Genomic DNA, 24897 nt, shown 5'->3' on the forward strand with positions numbered 1-24897 from the left:
CCGACCAGGAGGAACCCATGACCGTCACCGCCGAGCCGGCCCAGCCGGTCGACCCGGACACGTTCCGTGCCCTGTTGCGCCGGCAGGCCGCGTCCGTCGCGGTGGTCACCGCCCCGGGCACCCCGGCGGTGGGGTTCACCGCCACCTCGTTCACGTCGGTCTCGCTGCGTCCACCGCTGGTGTCGTTCTGCCTGGACCGGTGGTCGTCGAGTTGGCCGACCGTCGCCGGCGCCGAGCACGTGGCGGTGCACCTGCTCGGCGCCGACCAGCAGGACGTGGCGCGGACGTTCGCCACCAGGGGCATCGACCGCTTCGCCGCGTGCCCCGGCTGGCAGTACGGCCCGTACGGGGTGCCGCTGCTGCACGGGCCGGTCGCCTGGCTGCTGTGCCGGGTCACCGAGCGGGTGCTCGCCGGGGACCACGCGATCGTGCTGGCCGAGCCGCTGGCCGGCCGGCACGGCGAGGGCGCCCCGCTGCTCTACCACATGGGCCGGTACGCCGCCCTGCCCCCGGATGGCGGCCCCACCCCTTGACGGGGCACGAACTCAGCCGTCGCGCTTGGTGGTCCAGCGGAACGTGGTCAGGCAGAGCACCAGGCCGATCACGCACCACGCGACGAGCACCAGGGCGACCCGGTCCAGCTCGAACGAGCCGCCCGGCTCACGGGCGCCGAAGGCCTCCGGCAGGAAGACCGAGCGCAGGCCCTGGCACATCCACTTCAGCGGGAAGAGCGCCGCCACCTGCTGCATCCACGTCGGCAGCTCGGTGAAGACGAAGAACACCCCGGAGATGAACTGGAGCACCAGCGCGACCGGGGTGACCACCGCCGAGCCGCTGCGGGCGGTGCGGGCCAGCGACGAGATGGCGATGCCGCACAGCGTGCAGGCGGTGATGCCGAGCACCGACACCCAGCCGAACGTCAGCCACTTCGCGGCGGTGCCGGGCAGCTCCAGGTCGAACAGCGCCACCGACACGGCGAGCAGCAGCACGGTCTCGGCGACGCCGATCGCCACCACCATGATCACCTTGCCGGCGAACCAGACCCACTTCGGCATCGGCGTGCCCCGGTAGCGCTTGAGCACCCCCCGGTCGCGCTCGATCGGGATCCAGACGCCGAGGTTCTGGAAGCTCACCGTCATCAGGCCGGTGGCGATCATGCCGGTGATGAAGTACTGGGTGTAGCTGACCCCGGGGGCGATCTCGTCACTGAAGATCGCCGCGAAGATCAGGATCATGATGACCGGGAAACCCATCGTGAAGACGACGGACTCCCGGCTGCGCAGGAACTGGGTGATCTCCAGCCGGCTCTGCCGCAGGCTGAGGCCGACCGGACCGGGCCGCCGGGCGGCTGCCGTGCTGGCCGGCGCGGCCGGCTTCATCGTGGTGGTCATCGGTGTCCGATCATCCGCAGGTAGATGTCCTCCAGGGTCGGCCGGGTCACCGTCAGGCCCGGGACCTCACCGCCGAAACGCGCGGCCAGCTCCGCCACGAGCGCCGTCGGCGTCGCGCTCTCCGCCGTCTCCAGCACCCCCTCCGGCGTACGCCAGGAGACCGTCGCCAGGGCCTCCCGCCGGTTGCCGAGCTGGTCGGGCGTGGACACCTCGACCACGACGCCGCCCGCGATCACGCCGACCCGGTCGGCGAGGGACTCGGCCTCGTCGAGGTAGTGGGTGGTGAGCACGATGGTGGTGCCGGCGGCGGCCAGGTCCCGGATCAGCTCCCAGAACTCCCGGCGCGCCTCCGGGTCGAAGCCGGTGGTCGGCTCGTCGAGGAAGAGCAGCTCGGGGCGGCCGACGATGCCGAGGGCCACGTCGAGCCGGCGCTTCTGCCCGCCGGAGAGGGTGTGCGTACGCGCCTTCGCCTTGCCGGCCAGCCCGACGCGCTCGATGACCTTGTCCGGGTCGTCGGCGTCGGCGTAGAAGCCGGCGAAGTGGCGCACCACCTCGGCGACCGTCAGCTCGTCGAACTCGCCCGTGCCCTGGAGCACGATGCCCACCCGGGAGCGCCAGTCGGCGGCCGGACGGGCCGGGTCGCTGCCGAGGACGTCGACGTCGCCGGCGTCGCGCCGCCGGTAGCCCTCCAGGATCTCCACGGTGGTGGTCTTGCCGGCGCCGTTGGGGCCGAGGAGGGCGAAGACCTCGCCACGGTGGACGTCGAGATCCACGCCCGCCACGGCGACGTTCCCGCCGTACGCCTTGCGCAGCCCCCGTACGGAGATCGCCAGCTCGTCATGCATGCGTCAAGTGTGCGACCTGCTCGCGGCGGCCGACCGGGCGGGGTGTGGCGGTCGCCGCCATGTCGGGTGCTTCGCACCCGGGTTTCCGCTCCATGGAGCTGTGTGGTTTTCCACAACCTCGGTGACTGAACGGTAACTTAGACTCCGGCCATGGACGAGAAGGCTCTCCCCGGCCGGCTGCCCGAGCGCGACCGCCCCTGGGTGATGCGCACGTACGCCGGGCACAGCTCGGCCGCCGCGACGAACGCGCTCTTCCGCCGCAACCTGGCGAAGGGGCAGACCGGGCTGTCGGTCGCCTTCGATCTGCCCACGCAGACCGGCTACGACCCCGACCACGAGCTCGCCGCCGGTGAGGTGGGCCGGGTGGGCGTCCCGGTGGCGCACCTCGGCGACATGCGGGCCCTCTTCGACGGCATCCCGCTGGCCGAGATGAACACGTCCATGACCATCAACGCCCCGGCCATGTGGCTGCTCGCCCTCTACGGCACGGTCGGCGCCGAGCAGGGGGCCGAGCTGTCCCGCTGCGCGGGCACCACGCAGAACGACATCATCAAGGAGTACCTGTCCCGGGGGACGTACATCTTCCCGCCGGCGGCGTCGCTGCGGCTGACCGCCGACGTCGTCGCGTACACGCTGCGCGAGATGCCGCGCTGGAACCCGGTGAACATCTGCTCGTACCACCTCCAGGAGGCCGGCGCGACGCCGGTGCAGGAGGTCGGCTTCGCGCTCTCCACCGCCGTCGCGGTGCTCGACGCGGTCCGCGACTCCGGGCAGGTGCCCGCCGAGCGGATGGGCGACGTCGTGCAGCGGGTCTCCTTCTTCGTCAACGCCGGGGTGCGCTTCGTCGAGGAGATCGCCAAGATGCGCGCCTTCGGGGCGCTCTGGGACGAGATCACCCGCGAGCGCTACGGGGTGGAGAACCCGAAGCAGCGCCGGTTCCGCTACGGCGTACAGGTCAACTCGCTGGGCCTGACCGAGGCGCAGCCGGAGAACAACATCCAGCGCATCGTGCTGGAGATGCTCGGCGTGACCCTCTCCCGGGACGCCCGCGCCCGCGCCGTGCAGCTGCCCGCCTGGAACGAGGCGCTCGGCCTGCCCCGGCCGTGGGACCAGCAGTGGTCGCTGCGCATGCAGCAGGTGCTCGCGTACGAGTCGGACCTGCTGGAGTACCCGGACCTGTTCGAGGGCTCGCACGTGATGACCGCGCTGGTCGAGGAGATCGTCACCGGGGCCCGGGTCGAGCTGGAGAAGGTGCTGGAGATGGGCGGCGTGGTCGCCGCCGTCGAGACCGGCTACCTCAAGAACGCGCTGGTCGCCTCGCTGGCCGAGCGGCGTCGCCGGATCGAGTCCGGGGCCGACGTGGTGGTCGGCGTCAACAGGTTCACCGAGACCGAGTCGTCGCCGCTGACCGCCGCCGGAGCCGGGTCGGTCGAGCAGGTCGACCCGGCCGTCGAGGCGGCGGCCACTGAGGCCGTACGCCGGTGGCGGACCGGGCGGGACGACGCGGCGGTCGACGCCGCGCTGGCCCGGCTGCGCGCGGACGCCGCGACCACGACGAACCTGATGCCGGCGACGCTGGAGTGCGTGCGGGTCGGGGTGACCACCGGCGAGTGGGCCGGCGCGCTGCGCCAGGTCTTCGGCGAGTACCGGGCGCCCACCGGTCTGACCGGCGCCGCCGGCGTCGGCGGGGACGCCACCCTGGCCGCCGTCCGGCAGCGCGTCGCGGCCACCGCCCGCGAGCTGGGCAGCGGCCGGCTGCGGCTGCTCGTCGGCAAGCCCGGCCTCGACGGGCACTCCAACGGCGCGGAGCAGATCGCGGTACGCGCCCGCGACGCCGGATTCGAGGTGGTCTACCAGGGCATCCGACTGACCGCCGGACAGATCGTCGCCGCCGCCGTCGAGGAGGACGTGGACCTGGTCGGCCTCTCGGTGCTCTCCGGCTCGCACCTGGCGGCGGTGCCGGCGGTGCTGGACGGCCTGCGCGCCGCCGGGCGGGCGGACCTGCCCGTGGTGGTCGGCGGGATCATCCCGGCCGACGACGCGGCGCAACTGCGTGCCGCCGGGGTGGCCCGCGTCTTCACGCCCAAGGACTTCGCCCTGACCGGCATCATCGACGAGCTGGTCACCGTGGTGCGCGACGCCAACGGCCTGGGCTGACAGCAAGGGGTCCCCGTCGGCGAGGGACCCCTTGCTCCGCTTCGGGTCGGTCAGCGGCTGACGTAGGTCATGCAGTCGGCCATGTCGTTGTCGGGGCCGACCTTGATCCCCGGCGCGCGGCACTCCAGCTGCTCGTTGTGCTGGCAGTCCGCGCGCTGACAGGCGCCGACCTGGGCGGTCATGCCGCCGTCCACCCCGCCACGGACCGCCGGCATCTCCACGAAGGTGTGGCAGTGCGCGTGGTCCGGGCTGCCGATGGTGATGGCGAAGGCGTGGCAGTCGTTGGTGTGGTTGTACGAGCACGCCGCCACGACACATTCCTGGACGCGGGGCATCTCCACTGCTGCGGTCATGGTGACCTCCCATAGAGTCTTGCCCCGATTTTAGGCTTTTGCGGGCTTTGTCGGGACTGGTTCAGCCCAGTCCGAGCACCTCCGACAGCGGGGCCGGCTCGAGGCCACGCTCGGCCAAGCCGGCCAGGATGTGCGGCAGGGCCTCGTCCGTCATCGGGGCGTTCGCCTCCGTCACGTGCAGGACGATCACCGATCCGGGACGTACCCCGGCCAGCGACGCGCGTACCACCGGCCGCCAGGACTTCGCGAACGGGTCGCCGCTGACCACGTCACCGTCCACCACGGTCAGGCCCAGCGGGGCCAGCGCGGCGAGGGCCTTCCGGTCGTGGCACAGCCCCGGAAAGCGGAAGTACCGGGTCTGCCGCCCCCCGTACGCGGCCATCACGTCGAACGTCCTGGCCACGTCGGCGGTCATCTCCCGCTCCGCGATGCGGGGCAGGCCGTAGCAGTCCGCGGTGAAGGCCAGGTGCCCGTACGTGTGGTTGGCCAGCTCGAAGCGCGGGTTCGCGGCGAGTCGGCGGGTCACGTCCGGGTACTGCTCGACCCACTTGCCGGTGAGGAAGAAGGTGGCCGGCACCCGTTCCCGCTCCAGCAGGTCGATGATCTTCAGGTTCGCGTACGACCGCACCGCGCCGCTGCGCAGCTGGTAGCGCATCGCGTCCGTCATGTCGGCGTCGAAGGTGAGCGCGACCTTGTTCCCCGTACGCGGCCCGTGGTCGACGACGGGCGGTCTGGTGCCGGGCGGGGTCGCCCCGGGCACCGTCCCGCCGGGCGCGGCCGCTGTGGCGGTCGGTGCCGGGGTGGCCGCAGGCTGCGGAGATCTGCCCGTCGCCGCGATGCGCGCGATGCCGGCGTTGGCCGGGTCGCGCAGCGGGGCAGGGGCGGCGAGGAGCGCTGCGGCGGCGGCCACGGCGATGAGCGTCGCGACGAGCGGAACGCGGGGGATCTTCACGTGCACCGAAAGATGATGTCAGCCGCCCGAACCACGGTCTCCGTGGCGGGCGGCACGGGTCCAAGGCGAGGGGTGCTGGCCACGTGATCAGGACGCCATGGGCCTTACCCGGCAGTCTTGAGGTCCATGGCGTCCTGATCACGGATGAGCCGGATGTTCCTGAATGGGCACGGCGGCCAATTACGGTCTAGTTGTCCGGTTTGCGGGTGTGGCCGGCCGCATCGTGGGGGCGGAATCGTGGCTGGGGCGGGGTCGTTACTTGCGTACGGCCGAGCAGGGTCCACCCCGTCGAGTGAGCGACGGGCCGGCGGCCCGGGCCCCGGAATGATGGCACCCCCGGCAGGGGTTCGGCACGCCGCCCAGGTAGGCACGCCGCCAGGTCGGCGGGGGGGGGTAACGCCGGGTCGGCGGGCGTACGCCGGTCAGACGCGGAAGCCGGCGGCCCGCGCCGCCTGACGTTCCCGGCGGCGGTCGGAGCGGCGGCGCAGGAACCAGAAGAGGAAGACGACCAGCCCGAGCAGGAACGCCAGCACCAGCACCGGCAGCAGGATCGCCACCACCGACATGGCCACGCTGGTGGCGTCCTCGGCGGTGCTGGCCACCGGCGCACCGATGCCGGCCGTGGTCGCGTTGATGACCGGTCGGGCGGCGGCCTTCAGCACGTGCACGCCGAGGGCGATCAGCACCCCGCTCACCACGGGGACCCACTGGTTGGACGAGAAGAAACTGCCCGGGTCGCTCACCGTCACGGTCTCCGACGAGGAGCCGGCGCCGAACGCCAGGCCGCCGGCGGTCGGCCGGACCACGGTCTGTACGACGTCGTTGACGTGGTCGACCACCGGGACCTTGTCGGCGACGATCTCGACCACCAGCAGGACGGCCAGGATGGCGATCACCCAGCCGTTGCCCAGCCACTGCCACCCGCCGGGCAGGTCGATCACGCTGGTGTAGCGGGCCAGCAGTCCCATGGTGAGCAGGGGAACGTACGCGTTCAGCCCCGCCGAGGCGGCGAGACCCGTACCGGTGAGAACTTCGAGCACCGTCTCAGCATCGCACCGGCACGCCAGTGCCGCTCGCTGGCGTGGGCCGGGGTCTCGGCTACCCTCGTCGGGTGCGGTTGGTCATTGCGAAGTGCTCGGTGGACTACGTCGGACGGCTCTCGGCCCACCTGCCGCCGGCCACCCGGTTGCTCATGGTGAAGGCGGACGGGTCGGTGTCGATCCATGCCGACGACCGGGCGTACAAGCCGCTGAACTGGATGAGCCCGCCCTGCCGGTTGGAGGAGGCCCCCGGCGTCTGGCGGGTCGTCAACAAGGCGGGCGAGGAGCTGCGGATCACCCTGGAGGAGATCTTCCAGGACACGTCGTACGAGCTGGGCGTCGACCCGGGTCTGCGCAAGGACGGCGTGGAGGCGCACCTCCAGGAACTGCTGGCGGCCAACCCGGAGACCCTCGGCGAGGGCTTCACGCTGATCCGCCGGGAGTACATGACGGCCATCGGCCCGGTGGACCTGCTCTGCCGCGACGCCGCGTCGGGCACCGTCGCCGTCGAGGTCAAGCGCCGGGGCGAGATCGACGGCGTCGAGCAGCTCACCCGCTACCTGGAGCTGCTCAACCGCGATCCGCTGCTGGCCCCGGTGGCCGGGGTCTTCGCCGCGCAGGAGATCAAGCCGCAGGCCCGCGTACTCGCCACGGACCGGGGCATCCGCTGCGTGGTCGTGAACTACGACAGGCTGCGCGGCATCGAGCGCGACGAACTCACCCTTTTCTGAGGCGCCGCCGGCCCGTGCCACGGGCGCTCCCGCGCCGGGCGCCCGCAAAGGAGTGCGTCCGGGCCGTCACCTGCCGTACATGATCTTGATGGCCTTCACGAGCCGGGCGACGTCGGCCGGCGTGCGCTCGAAGGTCGTCGAGGGCAGCAGCGACCGGGCCCGCCGCCGGGTGATCGCCTTGGCGCGGCTGAACTCCCGCAGGCCGTCCTCGCCGTGGATGCGCCCGAAGCCGGAGTCGCCGACGCCGCCGAAGGGCAGGGTGGACATGCCGGCGAAGGTCAGCGCCGAGTTGACCGACGCCATGCCCGAGCGCAGCCGCCGGGCGATCGCCACGGCGTGCCGCCGGCCGAAGACCGAACCCCCCAGGCCGTACGACAGGGCGTTGGCCCGGGCGACGGCCTCGTCGGCGTCGCGGACCCGGTTGATGGTCAGGGTCGGGCCGAAGGTCTCCTCGCGTACGGCGGCGGAGTCCTCGGGGACGTCCACCAGCACGGTCGGCCGCACGTACGGGGGCTGCACCGCGTCCGCGCCGCCGAGCACCGCCTGGCCGCCCCGGGACAGCGCGTCGTCGATGTGCCGGCGGATCACGTCGAGCTGGCTCGGCATGGTGATGGGGCCGATGTCCGCGTCGTCCGGGCCGACGGTCAGCCGGCCGGCCCGCTCGACCACCTTGCCGACGAAGGCGTCGAAGACCGGCTCGACCGCGTAGACGCGCTCGATGCCGATGCAGGTCTGGCCGGCGTTGGTCAGCGCCCCCCAGACGCAGGCCTCGGCGGCGGCGTCCAGATCGGCGTCGGCGTCGACGATCATCGCGTCCTTGCCGCCGGCCTCCAGCAGCACCGGCGTCAGCGACTCGGCGCAGGCCGCCATCACCTTCCGGGCGGTCGCCGACGAGCCGGTGAAGGCCACCTTGCCCACGCCCGAGCGGCAGAGCGCCGCCCCCACGTCGCCGAGCCCGTGCACGGCGGTGAACACCGGCTGCTCCGGCACCACCTCGGCGAACGTGTCGACCAGCCACTGGCCGACGACGGGCGTGTACTCGCTGGGCTTCAGCACCACGGCGTTCCCCGCCGCCAGCGCGTACGCGGCCGAGCCGATCGGCGTGAAGACGGGGTAGTTCCACGGGCCGATCACCCCGACGACGCCGTACGGCTGGTATTCGAGGTGGGCGGAGAACTCGGCCAGGACGAGCCGCGAGCGCACCCGGCGGGGGCCCAGCACCCGGCGGGCGTTGCGGGCCGCCCAGTCGACGTGCTCGACGGCGGTGACCAGCTCGACGACGGCGTCGGCGACCGGCTTGCCGCCCTCGGCGTGCACCAGCTCGGCGATCTCCTCGATCCGCTTGGCGAGCAGGGTGCGCCAGCGCAGCAGCCGCTCCCTGCGCCCGCCGAAGCCGAGCCCGGCCCACCACTCGCCGGCGGCGCGGGCCCGTTCGACGGCCCGTTCGACGTCCTCGGCGGTGGCGACGGGCAGGCGTCCGACCTCCGCGCCGGTCGCCGGGCTCGTGGAGACCAGCCGATCGTCCTCGATGACCGGGGTACCCGGGGCATGCACAGCCGTCATGGCGGAATTCTAGACCCGAAGATTACTCACCGGTAGGGCCGCGGAGGCAGGTCCCGCCCGTCGGACCCGGGCGGGACCGGGCGGGACCGGGACGGGGTGGACGGCCGACGGCCGGACTTGTGATGATTCTTGCACCGCTGCGCGCCGAACCGCCGAACGTCAGGTGTCCGGCCGGGGACGCGGAGGTGACCACGCGGCGGTGGAGGGCGACTACCGCCTGATGGCAGGCTGACGCACGGGTGACCGTGTGGGGTGGAGGCGGACTGTCCGATGGAGGAACATCCGGAACTGAGACCGTTGTTGACGGTGGCCGGCGGGTCGATGCGAGGGCTGAGCGTCCGGGTGAGCCCTGAACGGCAAGTCATCGGTCGGGCGCCGACGGCCGACATCGTGGTGCACGACGCCCACCTGAGCCGCCGGCACGCCGAGGTCTGGCTGACGGGCGAGGGGGCGACCCTGGCGGATCTGGGCTCCACCAACGGCACCTGGCTGAACGACCGGCGCATCACCGGCGTGGAGCGGCTGGCCGACGGGGACGTGATCCGGCTCGGCCGCACCGAGCTGCGCGTCTTCGACCCGGGTGTGGCGCGTACCGACCCGGTGGGCTTCTCCTTCGCCGCGCCGCGCCGGGACCGTCGCCCGACCCTGCCGTTGCCGATCGCGACCCCGCCCGTACCGGCCGTCGGTCCGGCGTCGCCCGTGGCGATCCCGGCCGCACCGGCCGTCGGGCCGCCGCTGGCGGCGGTTCCGGCGGTGCGGTCCGCCCCGTCCTGACCGGCGGTCGGCCGACGCCGGCCCACCCCTCGCCGGCCGGCGTCCGGCCCCACACCCACCGGTGACGGGAAGTGGCGGGCCGGCCCATGGACCGTCGGGCGTCGTGATGGCAACATCCGGCGGATGGAGACCGGACAGCGGCTGGTGTCGGCGAACGGAATCACCCAGGCGGTGCGGCTGGCCGGGCCGCCGGACGGCGCTCCCGTACTGCTGATCCACGGCAACTGTTCGTCGGCGGCCTTCTGGGAGCCGCTGGTACGACGGCTGCCGGCCACCCTCCGGGTGGTGGCGCCCGACCTGCGCGGCTACGGGCTCACCGACACCGCCCCGGTGGACGCGACCCGCGGGCTGAGCGACTTCGCCGACGACGTCGCCGCGTTGCTCGACGACCCGTCCCTCTTCGCGCCCGGCGCCCGGCCGGTGGTGGTCGGCCACTCCCTCGGGGGCGGGGTGGCCATGCGGCTGCTCGTCGACCACCCCGACCGGGTGGGCGCGCTGCTGCTCGCCGCGCCGGTCTCGCCGTACGGCTACGGCGGCACCCGGGACGTGACGGGGACACCGACGACGCCCGACTTCGCCGGCACCGGCGGCGGCACCGCCAACCGGGACTTCGTCAAGCGGCTGGCCGCCGGCGACCGGAGCGCGGACGCCCAGACCAGCCCACGCGCCGTGCTGCGGGCCACCTACGTGGCGGACCCGGCGTCGCTCGGTGACGACGAGGAACTGCTGCTGGACAGCCTGCTCTCCACCGCGACCGGCGACGACAACTACCCCGGCACGGCGGTCACCTCGCCGAACTGGCCCGGCACCGCCCCCGGCCGGCGCGGCGTGCTCAACGCCCTCTCGCCGGCGTACTTCCGGGTCGCCGACGAACTCGTCGCCGTGGCCGACAAGCCGCCGATCACCTGGATCCACGGGGACGCCGACCTGATCGTCTCGGACACCGCGATGATGGACCTGGCCCACCTGGGCGCGCTGGGCGTACTGCCGGGCTGGCCGGGGGAGGCGGCCTGTCCGGCGCAGCCCATGGTGGCGCAGACCCGGGCGGTGCTGGAGCGTTACGCGGCGGCCGGCGGGACGTACCGCGAGGTGCCGCTGCCCGGCTGCGGGCACAGCCCGCACCTGGAGCAGCCGGCCGAGTTCGTCGCCGAGCTGCTGAGGCTGGCCGCCCCGCAGGGCTCGTGAAATTTCCCACGGCGTCTCGACAACCCAGCGTCACGTGGCAGACTCGCGCGCATAAACTTAAGGGTCGTTCACGCGGCCGTGCGAGCTTTGAGGAGGCTGGTCGTGGCGCGCGATTTCAGCAGCGTGGGCGTTGTGGGCCTGGGCACCATGGGTGCCGGCATCGTCGAGGTCTTCGCGCGCAACGGGGTCGACGTCGTGGCGGTGGAGGTCTCCGAGGGCGCGCTGGAACGCGGCCGGGCCATCCTCACCGGGTCGACGGACCGGGCCGTGGCCAAGGGCAAGCTCGCCGAGGCCGACCGGGACGCGCTGCTGGGCCGCGTACAGTTCGCCGTCGGGCTGGACGCGCTGCACTCGGTGGACCTGGTCGTCGAGGCGGTGCCCGAGCACCTGGACCTCAAGCAGCGGATCTTCGCCGAGCTGGACCGGGTCTGCAAGCCCGAGGCGATCCTGGCCACCAACACGTCGTCGCTGAGCGTCACCGAGATCTCCGTCGCCACCACCCGGCCCAACCAGGTCATCGGCATCCACTTCTTCAACCCCGCCCCGGTCATGAAGCTGGTCGAGGTGGTCCGGACGGTGGTCACCTCGACCGACGTGGTCGCCGACGTGGAGGCGCTCTGCAAGCGGCTGGGCAAGGTCGACGTCACCATCAGCGACCGGGCCGGGTTCATCGCCAACGCGCTGCTCTTCGGCTACCTCAACCACGCCGTCGGGATGTTCGAGTCGCACTACGCCACGCGTGAGGACATCGACGCGGCCATGAAGCTCGGCTGCGGCCTGCCGATGGGCCCGCTGGCGCTGATGGACCTGATCGGCCTGGACACCGCGTACGAGATCCTCGACACCATGTACCGGCGCGGCGGGCGGGACCGCCGGCACGCCCCGGTGCCGCTGATCAAGCAGATGGTCACCGCCGGGCTGCTCGGCCGCAAGTCCGGTCGGGGCTTCTACACCTACGAGCGGCCGGGTTCCCCGGTCGTCGTACCCGACGAGCAGACGCCGGTGACGGCGGAGTCGGCGCTCGGCGACGCCCGCGCCATCGCGAAGGTGGGCATCGTCGGCTCCGGGACGATGGCCACCGGCATCATCGAGGTCTTCGCCAAGGCCGGCTACGAGGTCGTCTCGGTGACCCGGGGCGCGGAGAAGTCCGCCAAGGTCTTCGAGGTGGTCAAGACCTCGCTCAACAAGGGCGTCGTACGCGGCAAGCTCAGCGAGGCCGACCGGGACGCGGCGCTCGGTCGGATCAACTGGTCGGCCACCCTGGAGCACCTCGCGGACGTCGACCTCGTCGTCGAGGCCGTGGTCGAGGAGTTGAGCGTCAAGAAGGCCCTCTTCGCCAGCCTCGACGAGATCTGCAAGCCGGGCGTCGTGCTCGCCACCACCACCTCCTCGCTGCCGGTGATCGACGTGGCCATGGCCACCCAGCGGCCCGCCGACGTGATCGGGCTGCACTTCTTCAACCCGGCGCCGCTCATGCCGCTGGTCGAGGTCGTGGAGACCATCCGCACCTCGGCGGAGACCACCGCCACCGCCCGCGCGGTCTGCACCGCGCTGGGCAAGACGGGCGTGGTCTGCGGCGACCGGTCCGGCTTCATCGTCAACGCGCTGCTCTTCCCGTACCTCAACGACGCGGTGAAGATGCTGGAGGCGAGCTACTCCACCGCCGACGACATCGACCACGCGATGAAGCTCGGCTGCGGCTACCCGATGGGCCCGTTCGAGCTGCTCGACGTGGTCGGCCTGGACGTCTCGCTGGCCATCCAGCGGGAGCTCTACCTGGAGCTGCGCGAGCCGGGTTTCGCGCCCGCGCCGCTGCTGGAGCACCTCGTCACGGCCGGCTACCTGGGCCGCAAGAGCGGCCGCGGCTTCCGCGACCACACCCGTCGCTGACCGGGTCAACGCCGCAAGCCGGTGACGGCGTCTGCATGGTGTGACCTTTGAGGAGTACGTCAGCAGCCGAGGCCCCGCCCTGGTGCGGCTGGCCCGGCTGCTGACGGGCGACGAGCATCGGGCCGAGGACCTCACCCAGGACGTCCTGGCCCGCGCGTACGTGCACTGGCGGCGGATCGCCAGAGTGGACCGGCCGGACGTGTACGTGCGCCGGATGCTGATCAACGCCAACAACTCGTGGTGGCGACGGCGAACGAACCGCGAGCTGGCCACCGCCGACTTCGCGGAACGACCGCAGCACGGCGACCTCGGCGGCGAGACGGCCGACCGGGACGCGATGTGGCGGCTCGTCCTCGCCCTGCCGACCCGCCAGCGGGCGGTGCTCGTGCTGCGTTACTACGAGGACCTCGACGACGCGACGATCGCCCAGATCCTCGGCTGCTCGCCGGTCACCGTCCGCACCCACGCCATGCGGGCGCTCGCCCATCTCCGGGAACGCTGCGGCATCCCGACGACCAACGGGAGCCGGCCGTGACCGACCTCGACGAACGAATCGTACGGACGCTGCGGGAACGCGCCGAGGGAACGGTCGACACCGACCGGCTCACCGCGCGTGCCGTCGCCCGGGGGAGGGCCCGCCGCCGCCGTCGCCGGATCGGCGGGGGCACCGCGCTGGGACTGGCGGCGGTGCTCGGCCTCACCGTCGCCACCGGCACCGGCCTGCCGGAGCGGGTACGCCCACCGGACACCGCCGCGCCGACCGTCGCCACCGCCGCACCGCCCCGGCTGGACGACGTCCCCGGCGCCGCCGCCCGGCCCGACCTGGTCGGCACGGATCCGCAGGTGCTGCACTTCGGAGTCGACCCGGCCCGCGCCCGCTACCTGGGCTGGTACGTCGGGTTCGGCGTGGAGAGCGTCCGCGTCGACGTCGGCGGTGGCCGGCCGGTCAACGTCGCGCTGGCCCGTTCCGCCGCCGCGCTGCGAGGGCACGCGATCGAAGGGCTGCCGGTGCCGATCACCGGGATGACGCCGGAGACCGCCTTCGACGGCGCCGACCGCCCGCACCGAAAGGGCGGCACCTCCGTCTGGGTCCGGCTCTGGCAACCGGCCCCCGGCCTGTACGCCCGGGCCGCCGTGTCCGCCTCGACCGCCGAGGAGATCGAGGTGGCGGTCGGTGCCCTCCGGTGGGGTGAGGCGCGCCGCTGCGGCGCGCCGCTGCGGCTCACCACGCTGCCCGCCGGCGCCCGGCTGGACCAGTGCACCGCCGACGCGGGGTCCTTCCCCGCCACGTTGCACCTGTCGCTGGTGGTGTACGGGCCCGGCGAGACGCAGACGAGTGTCACGTTCTACTACGCGCGCTCGATGGTCACCGGTCGTACGGCGGGCAACCGGACGATCGGGGGCCGGGCCGCCTACCTCTATCCCCAGGGCGACCAGTTGGAGCTGCTCGGCATCCCGAAGGCCCACCTGATCGTCGACTTCAGCTGGTCGCGTGGGGGCTTCACGGAGGCGGACGCGGCCGTCCTGCTGGGCGGGGCGCAGGTCGCCGCCGATCCCGGTGACCCGCAGACCTGGGACTGACCAGTGCCCGGGCCGGCCCGCCCCCGGGCCGGTCCGGCCGTCGGCCCGTACGCTTGGCAAGCGTGAGCCCCCGTCGCAACCGACCCCGCCGCGATGACGCCGCGCACCTCGACTCCGACCGGGTCCGTCAGGGCGTCGCCTCCGTGCAGCAGTGGCGCGACGGCGACTGGCAGGTACGCGGCATCAGCGGCGGCGCCTCCACCAAGACGTACCGCTGTCCGGGCTGCGACCAGGAGATCCGGCCCGGCGTGGCGCACCTCGTGGCCTGGCCGGCGGACGGGCGGGGCGACCTGACCGACCGGCGGCACTGGCACAGCGGGTGCTGGCGGGCCCGGGACCGGCGCGGGCCGGTCGTGCAGCGCGGCCGGGGCGCTCCCCGCTACGGCTGAGCGATCTGGATCACGCTGTTTCCGCCCCGCCCGGCGGTTTCCGGCGGCACCGGCGAGACTGGTGGGGTGAGCACACCGATCCGCGCGTCCTCCATCCTGCCCGGGCACCGCGAGGACATCGAGCTGCACACCGCGGACGATCTGCGGCTGGTCGGCGAGCTGGCCCGTCCGCTGGACCGTGCGCCGGTGGGCACCCTCGTCTGCCTGCACCCGCTGCCGACGCACGGCGGGATGATGGACAGCCACGTGTTCCGCAAGGCGGCGTGGCGGCTGCCGGCCCTGGCCGACCTGGCGGTGCTCCGCTTCAACACCCGGGGGACCAGCAGCCTGCGCGGCACCAGCGAAGGAGCCTTCGACAACGCGGTCGGGGAGCGGTTCGACGTCGCCGCCGCCATCGAGTACGCCGAGTTCCACGAGCTGCCGAACGTCTGGCTGCTGGGCTGGTCGTTCGGCACCGACCTGACCCTGAAGTACGGCTGCGACCCGGCCGTCGCCGGGGCGATCCTGCTCTCCCCGCCGCTGCGCTTCTCCGCCCCGGCCGACCTGGAACACTGGGCGGAGTCCGGCAAGCCGCTGACCGCGCTGGTGCCCGAGTTCGACGACTACCTGCGTCCCGACGAGGCCCGGGAGCGCTTCGCGGCGGTGCCGCAGGCCGAGGTGGTCGGGGTGCCCGGGGCGAAGCACCTCTGGGTCGGCGACGCCGAGACCGTGCTGGACGAGGTGGTCCGCCGGGTCAACCCGGCCGCCGCCGTGCCGCTGCCGACCACCTGGGACGGCCCGATGGAGACCGGCGACGTCAGCGCGTACGCCGACCGCACGGTGGCCTCCTTCGCGGACCGTCCGGTGCCCGGCCCGCCCGCCGGCCAGGCCGGCTGATCCACCCTGCCGCCGCGCGCCCCTCGCGCCGACCCGGATCGTCCGTCCCGGCCCTCGGCTCGTCCGGCTGGGCCGACCCGCGTCAGCGGGAGTCCTGCCGGGGCAGGACGACCTCCCGCAGGATGAGCTGGAGCGCGGCCACCGCCGGGATCGCGATCAGCGCGCCCACCACGCCCAGCAGGGAGACCCCGAGCAGGGCGGCCACCAGGGCGGCCACCTCGTTGACCGACACCGACCGGCGCATGATCTTGGGGTAGATCAGGTAGTTCTCCACCTGCTGGTAGATCAGGAAGAACACCGCGCAGGCGATGCCGATCGGCAGGTCGGTGGCGAAGCCGACCAGGCTGACGATCACGGCGCCCAGGGTCGCGCCGATCTGCGGGATCAGGTCCGTCACCGCCACCACCACGGCCAGCGCGAACGGGTACGGCAGCCCGACGATCAACGCGAAGACGTACGTGGAGATCCCGGCCAGCACCGCGATGGTGAGCGCGCCGACCATGTACGCGCCCACCTTGGTCAGGATCTCGTCCCCGATGAGCCGCACCCGCTCCCGGCGCGAGCGGGGCACCAGCGAGTAGCCCAGCTCGCGGAGCCGGTCGAAGTAGGCCAGGAAGTAGATGGTCAGCACCAGCACGGTCAGCGCCCGGAAGGCCGTGCCGAACACCAGCTGGGCCCCGCCGAGCACCCCGCCGAGGGCCTGGCCGATCGTGTCCGCGTTCGCGGCGCTCTGCAAGCGCTCCATCAGGTCGTACCGCACCACCAGGTCGTTCACCGTCTCGTTGCGGCGCAACGCCTCCAGGTAGCTCGGCAACTGCTCGATGAACTGCCCGCTCTGCGTCACGATCGGCGGCACCAGGGCGAACACGCCACCGCAGAGCAGCAGCACGACCGTCAGCGCGACCACCGCCACGGCGAGCCCGTGCGGCAGCCCCCAGGAGCGCAGCCGCACCACGGCGGGGTGCAGGCCGACGGCGAGGAAGAGCGCGATGACCACCAGGACCAGGATCCCGGCCGCGTTGCGCAGGCCCAGATAGAACGCGTACGCGAGCAGCACCCCGGCCGCGCCGGTGAAGCCGACCAGGAAGCTGCTGCGCTTCAGCGGCCGTCCCGGCGTACCGAACCGGCTCGACACGGTCGCCGCCGGCTCGTCGAGGCCCGCGGTGCCCGTGGCTGTACCGCCGTGGTCCGTGGTGCCCGTGCCCTGGTCGTCGTGGTTTCTCGTGCCCGTGGCCTGGTCGTCGTGGTCCGTCGTGCCGGCCCGGTCGGCGTGCCGGGGCGCGCCGGCGTGCTCGGGCTTCCGGCTCCCGTCGCCCGGTCCCGATGCGCTGCCGGGCTCCCCGCCACCGCTCGACGCCTTCGGTCCGTCGTCTGCCATCGGACCTCCCCTGATCGATTCCCGCCGAGGCCCCGACCCGGTACGCGTCGGGCGGACCTCACCCGGGAGCGTACGCCGCCAGCCCGGCCGATCACGCGGTCCGGCCGACCCGACGCAGCTCGACCGACCCGACGCAGCTCGACCGACCCGACGCAGCTCGACCGACCCGACGCAGCCCGGCCGACCCGACGCAGCCCGGCCGACCCGACGCAGCCCGGCCGACCCCGCAGTCCGACCGACCCGCCTGCCCGACCAGCCGGGCCTTGCCGCCCACCCCGCCGGGGGCGGGGGCAGGCCCGAGTCTTGAGACCTCTGGCAGGAACGGGCCCCTCCAGGGGCCGGTTCCTACCAAGATCCGCCCGACGATCCGGGTCGTCGGGCGGAGGGGCTGGTCGGGGTCAGTCCTTCTCGACGACGACCTTGCTCGGCTTGGCGCTGCGCTCGTCGGTGGTCGGCTTCGCCGGGCGCTTGCCGTTCTCGCCGGTGCTGGTGATCTTCGTCGGGGTCGCGCCCCGCCCCGCCTCGCCGGGCACCGCCGCCACGGTCGGCTCGCCGTCCACGCCCGCGCTGGCCGTACCCCCGTCGACCGTGGTCACGCTGGCGACCTTGCCGTTGGCCGGCTGCCCGGCGTCGGCCGGCTCGATGCGGCCCTTGGCCGGCTGCCCGGCGTCCTCGGGCTCGACCTTGCCGCCGGCAGGCTTCCCACCCGGAGCGGACGCGCCCTCCCCGCTCGCCCCGACACCCGCGCCGGCCGGGGCCTTGTCGCCCGCGCCGGTCGGGGCCGCGTTCGCGCCCACCGGGGCCTTGTCCGGCGTGCCTGCCTTCTCGTCGGCAGTGCCCACGCCCGCCGGGACCTTGTCGGCCGGAGCCTTGCCGGCGTCGGGGCGGGGCTTACCGCCGTTCGCGGTGGCCGGCTTCCCGCCCGCCACCACCGGGGCGGCGACGCCGTCCGTGCCACCCGGCCGGTCGGTCGCGCCGACCATCCCCAGCCGCAGCTCCGCCACCTGTCGCTGGAGCTCGTCGGACTCCTGGCGAGCCTGCCAGGTCTCCTGCCGCAGGTCGGCCAGCTGCTGCTGGGCCTGGGCGATCTCCAGCATGACCTGGGCGAGCTGCTGACGGCCGGCGGCGGCCTCCTGCTGCGTGGCGGCGAGGTGCTGCTGGGTGGTGGCGAGGTGCTGCTGGGTCGTGGCCGCGTACTCCTCGAACTGCCGGCGCGACGTCGCCACGTGCTCGTCGGCCTTGCGGCGCTTCTCGGCCGCCTCCGACTCGGCCCGGCTGAGCAGCGTCGTGGCCTCCTCCTCGGCCCGCTGGCGCATGGTCAGGGCGTCCTGCTCGGCGGCCTGGCGGATCGCGGCGGCACCCTGCTCGATCTCGTTCCTGCGGGCGGTGTACTCCGTCTCCAGCGTGGTGCGGCGCGCCTCGAACTCCGACTCCAGCTCGTCGCGCCGGCTCGTGTGCTGCTCGTCCAACTCGGTGAGCCGCGTCTTGTACGTCTTCTCCAGCTCGTCGCGGCGCGTGGTGAACTCCTGCTCGGCCGCCGCGCGGCGCTGGGTCAGCTCGCGGTCCGCGGCTTCGCGCCGGCTGTTGACCTCCTGCTCCACGCCGGCCCGCCAGGCACCCAGTTCCTGCTGCGTCTGGGCCCGCGAGTGCTGCACGTACGCCTCGGTCTCGCTGCGCATCCGCTGCACGTACGCCTCGGTCTCGGCGCGGTTGCGCTTGGCGGTCTCGGCCGCCTGGGTGGTGAGCCGCTCCGCCTCCTGGCGGGCCTTCTCGCGGGTCGCCCGGCCGGCGCCGGCGGCGTCGTCGATGATCTGCTTGGCGTCGCGCTGGGCCTTGGCGTGGGTGGCCCGGCCCGCCTCGGTGGCCTGGTCGACCAGGCGCTTGGCCTCCTGCTGGGCCTTGGCGTGCACCTCCTTGGCCGCCTCGCGCAGCTGGGTGGCCTCCTGCTGGGCCTTGGCGTGCGCCTCCTTGGCCGCCTCGCGCAGCTTGGTCGCCTCCTGCTGGGCCCGGTGGTGGATCTCCTTCGCCGCGTCCCGCAGCTGGGTGGCCTCCTGCTGGGCCTTCGCCAGCGCCTCCTGGGCGGCCTTGCGGAGCCGGGCGGCCTCCTCCTGCGCCGTCCGGACGGCGGCGTCCGCCTCGGCCCTGCGCGCCGCGCTGTGCCGCTCCTCCTCCGTACGGCGGGCGGCCAGCGCGATCTCGAAGTCCTTGAGGGCGGTGGCGGCCTGCTCGCGGGCCTCGTCGACGATGTGCTCGGCGGCGGCCCGGCGGGTCTCGATCTCCTCGTTGGCGGAGGCCAGGATCGCGTCGGCCTGCTCCTCGGCGAGGGTGAGGATCTGCTCCACCCGCGGGCCGAGGTGCCGGTAGGAGACGTTCTCCAGCGCCCCGGACGACTTGCGCGCCTGGGCGAGGTCGCGCTGGAGCACCTCGACCTGGCCGGCCAGCTTGTGGATCTGTGTGTAGGCCTGTTCCCGTTCGGCCGCGAGGGCCGCTATCTCGTGCTCCGCGCGAGCGACGTACCGATCGACCTGTCGTTTCTCGTACCCCCGCAGAGCGGACTCGAAGCTGGGCTCCGTGGTCACGTCTCCGCCGAGAGCGAACAGTTCCTCGCCGTGCGACATACCCCCATCCTCACACGCAACCAGTCCGGCTGGGGCGATACGGACGCCCCGGATAGGAGCTACTTCACTACCGGCGCGCGCGGGCAATTTGCGTGGAGAACAAACGTATACGGCGCGGGGCGCACCGGTCACCCGGTGTCACCCCGCGCCGCGGATCATGCCCCGTGCGGTTGGGTCAGTTGGAGGTCTCCGCGGTCACCCGCTCGTCGGCGCTGTCGGCCTTCTTCGCCTCCGGCTTGGCCTGCGCGGCCGGTACGCCCGGCACGATGCCGGCGAGGCCGGAGAGCATCTGACCGAGCTGCGACGTGACGGCGTCCTTCTGCCGGGTGAGGTCCTCGACCTCGCGGCGGGCCGCCTGGGTGGTCAGCTCGGCCTCGGTGCGCGCCTCGGTGAGCAGGCGCTTCGCCTCCGCCTTCGCCTCGGTGAGCGTCTTGTCGGCGAGCGCCTTGGCCTTGTCGACCGTCTCGTTGGCGGTGCGCTCGGACTCGACCCGGCGGGCCTCGGCGCGCTGCTCGATCTCCTTGGCCCGCTCCTGGGCGGCGTGGGCGCGCTGCTCGGCCTCGCTGACCAGCTTCTGGGTCTGGGCGACCTGCGCGGCGTGCCGCTCGGACTCCTCGCGCTCGGCCTTCTCCCGGCGCTCGGCGAGCTGCAACTCCAGGGCCTGGAGGTCCTTGTCGCGCTTGTCGCGGGCGTCGGTGAGCAGCTTGGTCGCCTCGGCGCGCTTCTCCTCGGCCTCGCGGGCGGCCTTCGCGCGCTGCTGGGTGATCTCCCGCTCGGCGGTGGCCCGCAGGGTGGCGACCTCGCGCTCGACGGTGGACTTCAGCTCGGCGACCTCGTGGGCGGTCACCGTGCGCAGCTGCTTGGTCTCCCGGTCGGCGTCGGCGCGCAGCGTGTCGGCCTCGCGGCGGGCCTGGACGCGGACCTCGGCGGCCTCGCGCTCGGCGGCGGTGCGGACGCTGCCCGCCTCCCGCTCGGCGTTGGCCTTCATGGCCGCGGCCTCGGCGCGCGCCTTGTCGGTGATCTCGCGTGCCTCCAGGCGCGCGGCGGACAGGATGCCCTCCGACTCCCGCTTGGCCTCGTTGCGGTGGTCGTTGGCCTGCTCCTCGGCCAACCGGAGGATCTGCTCGACGCGGGTGCCGAGGCCCGAGAGGGTGGGCCGGCTGTTCTCCTCGAGCTGCTTGTTGGTGTCGGCGAGCTTCTGCTCCAGCGCGCTCATGCGCTGCTCGGCCTGGCGGAGCCGTCGCTGGGCGTCGTTCATCCGCTGCTCGGCCTCGGCGCGGGCCTGCTCGGACTGGGTCAGCGCGGCCGTCATCCGGCCGATGAAGTCATCGACCTGGTGGGTGTTGTAGCCGCGCAGGCCAACGGTGAAATCGGGCTGCGAGTTCGCGTTATCGAAGAACGCAAGAGGGGAGGACTGCTGGGGCATTGGGACATACTCGCAGACCCCCCAGGGTGCTTCGCAAGAGCGGTACGGAGCTTTCGTGTCCTCTTTACATGGTCAACTGCGGCCACACGTACGGTCGGACAGATCGCCGATCTTGGCAGGTCCCGGGCGGGTCGGACGGCACGGAGCGTGACAGGGAAGACGGCACGGAGCGTGACATGGAAAAGGGCCGCGGGAGCGCCCCGCGGCCCTTTGTCTCGCCATGGTCCGGGTCACTCGAATGAGCGTCCGGCGCCTCCGGCGGAAAGGCAATCGCCGTTCACCGCAATGGTCGACGACGCCTCACCCGTCGGGTCAGTGGCCGCGGAACCGGTTGATCGCGTCCTCGTGCCGGGAGCGGAGGTCGCGGTCGCGTACGCCGAGGCCGTCCGTCGGGGCGAGGCAGCGGACGCCGACCTTGCCCTGGTGCGCGTTGCGGTGCACCTCGTACGCGGCCTGGCCGGTCTGCTCCAGCGCGTAGGTCTTCGACACCGTGGGGTGGATCCTGCCCAGCGCCACCAGCCGGTTGGCCTCCCACGCCTCGCGGTAGTTGGCGAAGTGGCTGCCGACGATCCGCTTGAGGTGCATCCAGAGGTAGCGGTTGTCGTACTGGTGCTGGTAGCCGCTGGTGGAGGCGCAGGTGACGATCGTGCCGCCCTTCTTGGCGACGAAGACGCTGGCGCCGAAGGTCTCCCGGCCGGGGTGCTCGAAGACGATGTCCGGGTCGTCGCCGCCGGTCAGCTCGCGGATCCGCTCGCCGAAGCGGCGCCACTCGTCCTGGTCCTGGGTCTGCTCGTCCTTCCAGAACCGGAAGCCCTCGGTCGTGCGGTCGATGACCAGCTCGGCGCCCATCTTCCGGCACAGCTCCGCCTTCTCCGGCGAGGAGACCACGCAGACCGGGATCGCGCCGCCGTTGAGCGCCATCTGGGTGGCGTAGCCGCCCAGGCCGCCGGAGGCGCCCCAGATCAGCACCACGTCGCCCTGCTTCATGTTCGCCCCGTGGTGCGACACGAGCTGCCGGTACGCCGTCGAGTTGACCAGCCCCGGGCTGGCCGCCTCCTCCCAGCTCAGGTGGCGCGGCTTGGGCATCAGCTGGTTGGCCTTGACGATGGCCAGCTCGGCGAGGCCGCCGAAGTTGGTCTCGAAGCCCCAGATCCGCTGCTGCGGGTCGAGCATCGTGTCGTCGTGCCCGGCCGCGTCCTCCAGCTCCACCGACAGGCAGTGCGCGACCACCTCGTCGCCGGCCTTCCACTTCGTCACGCCGGGCCCGGTGCGCAGCACCACGCCCGCGGCGTCCGAGCCCACCACGTGGTACGGCAGGTCGTGCCGCTTGGTCAGCTCCGAGAGCCGGCCGTAGCGCTGGAGGAACTTGAAGGTCGGCAGCGGCTCGAAGATGCTGGTCCACACCGTGTTGTAGTTGATGGCGCTGGCCATCACGGCGACCAGCGCCTCGCCCGGTCCCAGCTCCGGCGTCGGCACCTCCTGCACGTGCAGCGCCTTGCGCGGGTCCTTGTCCCGGGTGGCCAGTCCGTCGAACATCCGGGTCTCGTCGGCACGCACCACCACGCCCCGGTACGACTCGGGTACCGGCAGGCCGGCGATTCCGGCGAGTTCGCGCTCCGGTTGGTCGGATCCCTCCGCCGCCATGATCGCTTCGAGGATGTCCTGCAACGTCGACCTCCCGTTCGTCCGCACCCCGCCCACGCGGGCCTGGGTGCTGCCATCGTCGGCGTCGGTGCGGTCGGCCGCCATGTCGGCATCCGACACATCCGGGCCGGCCGCGCTCCTGTGGGCGGGACGTTACTGAACGGTAGCTAAAGCCGGAAGTCCTCTGTGAAAAACTGCATTGGCCGATGCGCGGAGGTGCCCGGGCGGCGGTCGAACCACGCAGCGGCGCGCTCGGTGGGGTTCGTCGACCCGGCCCCCGCCCAGGTGACGGGGGCCGGAAGGTGGATCAGTGCGCGGCGGCGGGCTCGACGAGTTCGACCAGCACCCCGCCGGCGTCCTTCGGGTGGACGAAGTTGACCCGCGAGTTGGCGGTGCCGCGCCTGGGGGTGTCGTAGAGCAGCTTCACGCCCCGTTCGCGCAGCTTCGCGCAGGCGGCGTCGATGTCCGCCACGGTGTACGCCACCTGCTGCACGCCCGCTCCCTTCTTGTCGAGGAACTTGGCGATGGTCGACTCCGGCGTCAGCGGGGCGAGCAGCTGCACGCAGCCACCCTCGGCGTCCGGGCCGACGGCCAGCATCGCCTCGCGGACGCCCTGCTCCTCGTTCACCTCGGTGTGCACGCAGCGCATCCCGAAGGTGCGCTGGTAGAAGTCGATAGCGGCGTCCAGGTCGGCCACGGCGATCCCGACGTGGTCGATGCGGCGAAGACCGATGTCTGTGACGTAGTCGGCAGCGGTCTCGACGGGGGAGTTCTCAGCCATGGCGCTAGTCTGACCGAACAATCGTTCAGGCGTACAGGTCGGCACCCCCTCGGAGGCAGGCATGGCTTCGGTGATCGTCAGCGGCGCGCGGACCCCGATGGGGCGACTGCTGGGCAACCTCAAGGACCTCCCCGCGACCAGGCTCGGCGGCATCGCGATCAAGGCGGCGCTCGAGCGGGCCGGCGTCGCCCCCGAGCAGGTCCAATACGTGATCATGGGGCAGGTGCTCCAGGCCGGCGCCGGGCAGATCCCGGCCCGTCAGGCGGCGGTCGAGGCGGGCATCCCGATGTCCGTACCGGCGCTGACCGTCAACAAGGTCTGCCTCTCCGGCCTGGACGCGATCGCCCTGGCCGACCAGCTGATCCGCGCCGGCGAGTTCGACATCGTCGTCGCCGGCGGCATGGAGTCGATGACCAACGCCCCCCACCTGCTGCTCGGCCAGCGCGGCGGTTACAAGTACGGCGACGTGGTGGTCAAGGACCACATGGCGCTCGACGGGCTCACCGACAGCTGGGACAGCTGCGCGATGGGGGAGTCCACCGAGCGGCACAACGGGCGGCACGGGATCACCCGCGAGGAGCAGGACGCGTTCGCCGCGGCCAGCCACCAGCGGGCCGCCGCCGCGCAGAAGAACGGCTACTTCGCCGACGAGATCACCCCGGTGGTCATCCCGCAGCGCAAGGGCGACCCGCTGGTGATCAGCGAGGACGAGGGGATCCGCCCGGACACCACCGTCGAGTCGCTGGCGAAGCTGCGCCCGGCGTTCGCCAAGGACGGCACCATCACCGCCGGCAGTGCCTCGCCGATCTCCGACGGCGCCGCCGCGGTGGTCGTCATGAGCAAGGCCAAGGCCAAGGAGCTGGGGCTGACCTGGCTGGCCGAGGTCGGCGCGCACGGCAACGTCGCGGGGCCGGACAACTCCCTGCACTCGCAGCCGTCCAACGCGATCCAGCACGCGCTCAAGAAGGGCGGGCTCGGCATCGAGGACCTGGACCTCGTCGAGATCAACGAGGCGTTCGCCCAGGTCGGCATCCAGTCCACCCGTGACCTCGGGGTCAGCCCGGACAAGGTCAACGTCAACGGCGGGGCGATCGCGCTGGGCCACCCGATCGGCATGTCCGGCGCCCGGCTGGTGCTGACCCTCGCGCTGGAGCTCAAGCGCCGGGGCGGCGGCACGGGCGCGGCCGCGCTCTGTGGCGGCGGCGGCCAGGGCGACGCTCTGATCATCCACGTCCCGGCCCCCGGCGAGAGCGGTCACTGACCGCCGGCCGACCGACCCGTAGAGGCAGCACAGTGAGCGAGATCGTCGACGACGTCCCGGCG

At 72.9% G+C, this 24897-nt stretch carries 22 protein-coding genes; 11 read left to right on the forward strand and 11 right to left on the reverse strand.

Going from position 1 to position 24897, the window contains the following annotated elements; all coding sequences use genetic code 11:
* Nucleotides 1–17 precede the first annotated feature (17 nt).
* Nucleotides 18–533, forward strand: a complete 516-nt coding sequence (locus ACGFIR_RS20355) for a flavin reductase family protein (RefSeq protein ID WP_393146458.1) — start codon at nt 18–20, stop codon at nt 531–533.
* Nucleotides 534–545: 12 nt separating this feature from the next.
* Here the strand turns inward: ACGFIR_RS20355 and ACGFIR_RS20360 are convergent, their stop codons facing one another.
* Together ACGFIR_RS20360 and ACGFIR_RS20365 are read right to left on the reverse strand one after the other, a co-directional pair.
* A complete protein-coding gene (locus tag ACGFIR_RS20360) occupies nt 546–1391 on the reverse strand; it encodes an ABC transporter permease (RefSeq protein WP_393146460.1) in 846 nt (281 codons plus the stop codon).
* Nucleotides 1388–2236, reverse strand: a complete 849-nt coding sequence (locus ACGFIR_RS20365; RefSeq protein ID WP_393146462.1) for an ABC transporter ATP-binding protein — start codon at nt 2234–2236, stop codon at nt 1388–1390. Before ACGFIR_RS20365 ends, ACGFIR_RS20360 begins: the two co-directional genes overlap by 4 nt.
* Before the next feature lie 150 nt (nt 2237–2386).
* Between ACGFIR_RS20365 and ACGFIR_RS20370 the strand changes: the two genes are divergently transcribed.
* On the forward strand, nt 2387–4393 hold the full coding sequence (locus tag ACGFIR_RS20370) for a protein meaA (protein WP_393146464.1): 2007 nt from the start codon (nt 2387–2389) through the stop codon (nt 4391–4393).
* 50 nt (nt 4394–4443) lie between these two features.
* On the opposite strand, the gene ACGFIR_RS20375 is transcribed toward ACGFIR_RS20370, so the two are convergent.
* From ACGFIR_RS20375 to ACGFIR_RS20385, 3 genes are all read right to left on the reverse strand, one after another.
* The gene (locus ACGFIR_RS20375) at nt 4444–4746 is read right to left on the reverse strand and encodes a DUF1540 domain-containing protein (protein WP_392999057.1); all 303 of its coding nucleotides are present in this window, start codon (nt 4744–4746) and stop codon (nt 4444–4446) included.
* A gap of 61 nt (nt 4747–4807) precedes the next feature.
* Nucleotides 4808–5704 (reverse strand): polysaccharide deacetylase family protein, encoded by an 897-nt coding sequence (locus ACGFIR_RS20380; protein WP_393146466.1) that lies wholly within the window; start codon nt 5702–5704, stop codon nt 4808–4810.
* A gap of 416 nt (nt 5705–6120) precedes the next feature.
* Entirely contained in the window at nt 6121–6738 is a 618-nt protein-coding gene (locus ACGFIR_RS20385) for a DUF4126 domain-containing protein (RefSeq protein ID WP_393146468.1), read from the reverse strand.
* A 71-nt stretch (nt 6739–6809) separates the two neighbouring features.
* On the opposite strand from ACGFIR_RS20385, the gene nucS reads away from it, so the two are divergent.
* The gene (nucS, locus tag ACGFIR_RS20390) at nt 6810–7469 is read left to right on the forward strand and encodes an endonuclease NucS (RefSeq protein WP_392999063.1); all 660 of its coding nucleotides are present in this window, start codon (nt 6810–6812) and stop codon (nt 7467–7469) included.
* A 66-nt stretch (nt 7470–7535) separates the two neighbouring features.
* Here nucS and ACGFIR_RS20395 read toward each other — a convergent pair whose 3' ends face one another.
* On the reverse strand, nt 7536–9032 hold the full coding sequence (locus ACGFIR_RS20395) for an aldehyde dehydrogenase family protein (RefSeq protein ID WP_393146470.1): 1497 nt from the start codon (nt 9030–9032) through the stop codon (nt 7536–7538).
* 321 nt (nt 9033–9353) lie between these two features.
* On the opposite strand from ACGFIR_RS20395, the gene ACGFIR_RS20400 reads away from it, so the two are divergent.
* From ACGFIR_RS20400 to ACGFIR_RS20430, 7 genes are all read left to right on the forward strand, one after another.
* The gene (locus tag ACGFIR_RS20400; RefSeq protein WP_392999442.1) at nt 9354–9806 is read left to right on the forward strand and encodes an FHA domain-containing protein; all 453 of its coding nucleotides are present in this window, start codon (nt 9354–9356) and stop codon (nt 9804–9806) included.
* 123 nt (nt 9807–9929) lie between these two features.
* Nucleotides 9930–10991 (forward strand): alpha/beta fold hydrolase, encoded by a 1062-nt coding sequence (locus ACGFIR_RS20405; protein WP_392999067.1) that lies wholly within the window; start codon nt 9930–9932, stop codon nt 10989–10991.
* A 102-nt stretch (nt 10992–11093) separates the two neighbouring features.
* Nucleotides 11094–12881, forward strand: a complete 1788-nt coding sequence (locus ACGFIR_RS20410; protein ID WP_393146472.1) for a 3-hydroxyacyl-CoA dehydrogenase family protein — start codon at nt 11094–11096, stop codon at nt 12879–12881.
* 40 nt (nt 12882–12921) lie between these two features.
* Nucleotides 12922–13416: a SigE family RNA polymerase sigma factor gene (locus tag ACGFIR_RS20415; RefSeq protein WP_392999071.1), complete on the forward strand. Its 495-nt coding sequence runs from the start codon at nt 12922–12924 to the stop codon at nt 13414–13416.
* Nucleotides 13413–14462, forward strand: a complete 1050-nt coding sequence (locus ACGFIR_RS20420) for a hypothetical protein (RefSeq protein WP_392999073.1) — start codon at nt 13413–13415, stop codon at nt 14460–14462. Before ACGFIR_RS20415 ends, ACGFIR_RS20420 begins: the two co-directional genes overlap by 4 nt.
* Nucleotides 14463–14524: 62 nt before the next feature.
* Nucleotides 14525–14851 (forward strand): hypothetical protein, encoded by a 327-nt coding sequence (locus ACGFIR_RS20425; RefSeq protein ID WP_357723595.1) that lies wholly within the window; start codon nt 14525–14527, stop codon nt 14849–14851.
* A 66-nt stretch (nt 14852–14917) separates the two neighbouring features.
* Entirely contained in the window at nt 14918–15727 is an 810-nt protein-coding gene (locus ACGFIR_RS20430; protein ID WP_393146474.1) for an alpha/beta hydrolase, read from the forward strand.
* Nucleotides 15728–15809: 82 nt separating this feature from the next.
* Here ACGFIR_RS20430 and ACGFIR_RS20435 read toward each other — a convergent pair whose 3' ends face one another.
* The 5 genes from ACGFIR_RS20435 to mce all read right to left on the reverse strand — a co-directional run bounded on the left by ACGFIR_RS20435 (nt 15810) and on the right by mce (nt 23574).
* Nucleotides 15810–17105: an AI-2E family transporter gene (locus ACGFIR_RS20435; protein ID WP_393146476.1), complete on the reverse strand. Its 1296-nt coding sequence runs from the start codon at nt 17103–17105 to the stop codon at nt 15810–15812.
* Between the two features lie 398 nt (nt 17106–17503).
* On the reverse strand, nt 17504–19723 hold the full coding sequence (locus ACGFIR_RS20440; RefSeq protein WP_393146478.1) for a hypothetical protein: 2220 nt from the start codon (nt 19721–19723) through the stop codon (nt 17504–17506).
* Between the two features lie 175 nt (nt 19724–19898).
* Nucleotides 19899–21149, reverse strand: a complete 1251-nt coding sequence (locus ACGFIR_RS20445; RefSeq protein ID WP_392999081.1) for a cell division protein DivIVA — start codon at nt 21147–21149, stop codon at nt 19899–19901.
* Nucleotides 21150–21461: 312 nt separating this feature from the next.
* Entirely contained in the window at nt 21462–22817 is a 1356-nt protein-coding gene (gene ccrA, locus ACGFIR_RS20450) for a crotonyl-CoA carboxylase/reductase (protein WP_393146620.1), read from the reverse strand.
* 283 nt (nt 22818–23100) lie between these two features.
* Nucleotides 23101–23574, reverse strand: coding sequence for a methylmalonyl-CoA epimerase (mce, locus tag ACGFIR_RS20455; RefSeq protein WP_392999083.1), 474 nt, complete (start codon nt 23572–23574; stop codon nt 23101–23103).
* Nucleotides 23575–23635: 61 nt separating this feature from the next.
* Between mce and ACGFIR_RS20460 the strand changes: the two genes are divergently transcribed.
* Complete coding sequence (locus ACGFIR_RS20460; RefSeq protein WP_392999085.1) at nt 23636–24835, forward strand: acetyl-CoA C-acetyltransferase; 1200 nt, start codon at nt 23636–23638, stop codon at nt 24833–24835.
* Nucleotides 24836–24897: the final 62 nt, after the last annotated feature.

The sequence above is a fragment of the Micromonospora sp. NPDC049051 genome (assembly GCF_043197575.1).
Classification (GTDB): domain Bacteria; phylum Actinomycetota; class Actinomycetes; order Mycobacteriales; family Micromonosporaceae; genus Micromonospora.